This is a genomic window from Microbulbifer sp. (assembly GCF_036563125.1).
GTDB lineage: Bacteria > Pseudomonadota > Gammaproteobacteria > Pseudomonadales > Cellvibrionaceae > Microbulbifer.
Genome location: NZ_DATCMV010000130.1, coordinates 1 through 3,294 on the forward strand (window position 1 = coordinate 1; position 3,294 = coordinate 3,294).

The 3,294-nt window shown below is 56.5% G+C and carries 3 protein-coding genes; 2 read left to right on the forward strand and 1 reads right to left on the reverse strand.

Going from position 1 to position 3,294, the window contains the following annotated elements; genetic code table 11:
- Both VIL80_RS10740 and speB read left to right on the forward strand, forming a co-directional pair.
- The coding region (locus tag VIL80_RS10740; RefSeq protein WP_332036111.1) for a hypothetical protein at positions 1-300 on the forward strand (300 nt) is incomplete at its 5' end.
- A gap of 345 nt (positions 301-645) precedes the next feature.
- Positions 646-1,560, forward strand: a complete 915-nt coding sequence (gene speB, locus VIL80_RS10745) for an agmatinase (RefSeq protein WP_332036112.1) — start codon at positions 646-648, stop codon at positions 1,558-1,560.
- A 77-nt stretch (positions 1,561-1,637) separates the two neighbouring features.
- Here speB and VIL80_RS10750 read toward each other — a convergent pair.
- Positions 1,638-3,294 (reverse strand): cytochrome c peroxidase (locus VIL80_RS10750; protein ID WP_332036113.1); only part of this gene is annotated, 1,657 nt, incomplete at its 5' end.

The following is a 3,294-nucleotide window of genomic DNA, read 5'->3' on the forward strand; positions in this document are numbered from 1 at the left end:
AATCTTTCAATTTATGAAAGCCTGCATGTTTCCTACCAAGGCGATTACTTCGTTGGAGGAAAGCCCTACGGTATTGCCTCTTCTATGGAAGCATTGGAAGAAGCGCTAGCCACTAAGGAAGAATTCAACATAACCAGGGTGGCCGGCGATTTTACTGTCTTTTTGCGCGGTGACAGGTACCGCCTGATCCCCCTCGACGGTCCGGGAAACGACCATCTGCTGATCGAATTGGATGTGTCCAAGTTACGTAAAGAATCCTGTGGGGTTTTGGTCCCTGAGCAGGGGGTAAATATCGACTAGCCTGAAGTCTTTAGTCGGCACAGATAGTGGCGAATCAAGGTCGCCGAGTCGCCGGGCCGGGAATCGGACTTCCGGTCACAAATTTATATTCAAGGTCGCTTTTGGCGCTTGAAAGTAAACGGCCTTAGGGCATACTGCGCGGGCGGTTGAGTCCGCCGTCGCAAACATCACGACAATTAAACTTGATGTCCGTTCTGGGCGCTGGGATCCCACAACGAGAGTGTTGCCAAGGCATCTTCTCGTACCCAACGCACCGCCTCTGGTTCGTGTCCGAGAGACCCCTGGCATTAGTCCCTTTTTTATCCGCGCTTTGGAGCATAGCCGGATTGGACACAGGAACCTCTCATGACTGATACCCGTTTCTTATCTGAATTCTCGAATACCTACGCCAATATCTTTTCGTTCTGCGGCCTGCCGCTGACCCGTGACCTCGACGGGGCGGAAGCCGTGGTAATGGGCGTGCCTTTCGATCTCGCCACCACCGGCCGTTCCGGCTCCCGCTTCGGGCCCTCCGGCGTTCGCCAGGCTTCCGCGCAACTGCGCTGGGAGAACAAGCGCTGGCCGTGGACTTTCGCCCTCGGCGACCGCCTGAACGCCATTGATTACGGCGACATCGTGTTCCGCGATGGCGACAGCGCGGCGATGGCGGCACTGGTGGAGCAGCATGCGGACCATATCGTCTCAGCGGGCAAAACCCTGCTGACCCTGGGCGGCGACCATTTCATCACCTTGCCGCTGCTGCGCTCCCATGTACGCAAGCACGGTCCGGTGGCGCTGCTGCATTTCGATGCCCACACCGATACCGAAGCGACGGATTACGTCTACAACCACGGAGCCATGTTCCACCACGCGGTACAGGAAGGCTTGCTGGATACCGAGCGCAGCATCCAGGTGGGCATCCGCACCGAATATACGGCGGCAACCCACAAGTTCGAGGTGCTGGACGCGGCCTGGATGAACAACCATTCACTGGAGGAGAACCTCGAGCGCATTCGCGCGCGGGTAGGGGATGCGCCGGTTTATCTGAGCTTCGATATCGACTGTCTGGACCCGGCTTTCGCGCCCGGTACCGGCACCCCGGTTATGGGCGGCCTGACCTCCGATCGCGCGCTGCAGATCATTCGCGGCCTCGGTGATCTGAACATCATCGGCATGGACGTGATGGAAGTGGCTCCGGCCTACGACCACGCAGAGATCACCAGCCTGGCCGGTGCCACCCTGGCGCTGGAGATGTTGTACCTGCTGGCTGCGCGCAAGTGAAGTAACGCGAATTATTGCGAATTTGACGCGTAAAAAAGGGGGCCTCTGGCCCCCTTTGTATTTCCAACTTACCGTTTTTACTGTTCGACGCTTAGCCAGTCCTCACCGAGCAATTTCATAGCCTCTTCAAGATCGACGCAGTCATCGCTGGTGGTGCCCTCGTCGCAGATCATGCTGTCGAGGTCGCCCCCACCCAGGACAGATGCGAGTGGGTTTCGCACGCCAAACTGCAGTAACGCCGGGGGTCTGGCGCTGTGGGTATCGCTCAGGGTTTCCAGATAGGCAACCAATGCATCCTCGTGGGCTGGAGTGACCGGAATGTCAACCACGGGGGGGAATGGCGTGCCGAGCGCTCCCACGAGGAATCCGGGGCTTGCCCCGTCGGGGAATTCGGGCGCTGGCCAGCAGTCGTTCGCCAGTGCGACAGCCTCGGTAAGAGGGGTGCCGGGTGGCAGAACTTCACCGTTGCCATCCAAGAGTTCACCATTGGCCAACATCGTGTTACAGGTGTCGCCTAGGGTGTCGCGCGTGACATAGAAGTGCACCAGGCTCTTCAAACTCTTGAAGAATCCGTTGTGGGTATAGCCCTTGATAAATGTTTCACTGGAGCCCTTGCCGGTGTTGCGTACGGTCACTGCGCGGAAAAATCCGGCTCGACTGGTAGGCCCATCGATACTGAGCGTGGTCCTGGTCAAGCCCTCATCCTGTCCACTCAGCGCAGGAATTTCGGGATTGGGCGGCGAGCCTATATTGTGGTATCCGCGGTCAGAGTAGACCTGTTGCGGCTCACTGCCGTCATCGATAGCTGGATCATCGCTGTGGCAGAAAGCGCACTGCATTGCGGGCAGATCGGTGCGCGCTGTCGGGAAGGGAGCACCAAATGGCAAACGCACATTGTAAAACAGGTCGTGGCCGAGGTTTTCCTGGTCGGTAAACAGTACTAGCGGGAACTTGCCAAACTCTTTGCCCGGGTTGGTCTTCTGCAAGTCCCGAACCATCTTGCATACAGCCGGATCTTTGTAATGCTTGTATGTTTTGTCGATACAGGCGAGTTCCGCACGTATTGCCAGGTCGCGTTTCGACGAGAAAGAGTTGATGTCCTTTGAGTGCTGGTAGGCGCCTACAGAAAACATCAGGCGCTTAAAAGTGATATCGGCGAAAGTGTCAAGCCCAGTGGCAATGTCGGCACTGCAATTCACGTGGATCCCCCACGCCTTTCTGTACAAAAACGCATAATTGGAATTAGCTACCGTCTGGCACACATCGAACCGCGACATGTCCTGTTCGGCACTATTAGGAATGGGGTTGATGGCCTGATCCGAAATCGCGCTTATATATTTTCTATAACTGTCCGTCTTCTCCACGTTGATATCGTAAAAAATTTCTTCGCCAATATGTTCTGTCGCACCGAGGATGAGACTAAGCAGGGATTCGTCTTCGGTTTTCAAGCGCCCCAGAGCACGGCCGTCCCAGAAATTGCCGCCGCAGTATTGCTTCCCATTTGGCCCGATAGCACTTGGTCCACCGCGATTGCATTCTACGAAGGGACCGGTAAAACTGGCGTAGGTGTTGGTTTGTGGCTTTCTGCCACCGACTTCTAGGCCGTTCGCACTGGTAACCGCGACCTGCCGGAGATTGGTTTCCGAGTCTCCATTGGTACCTCCGGCAAACGGCTCGTGACAGCTCACACAGCCCATCTCGCCAGATCGCGAAAGGCTCTTGTCAAAGAACACA

Excerpts from the sequence above, each read along its gene's own strand:
- speB (WP_332036112.1), top strand. The coding sequence starts at position 646 with ATGACTGATACCCGTTTCTTATCTGAATTCTCGAATACCTACGCCAAT.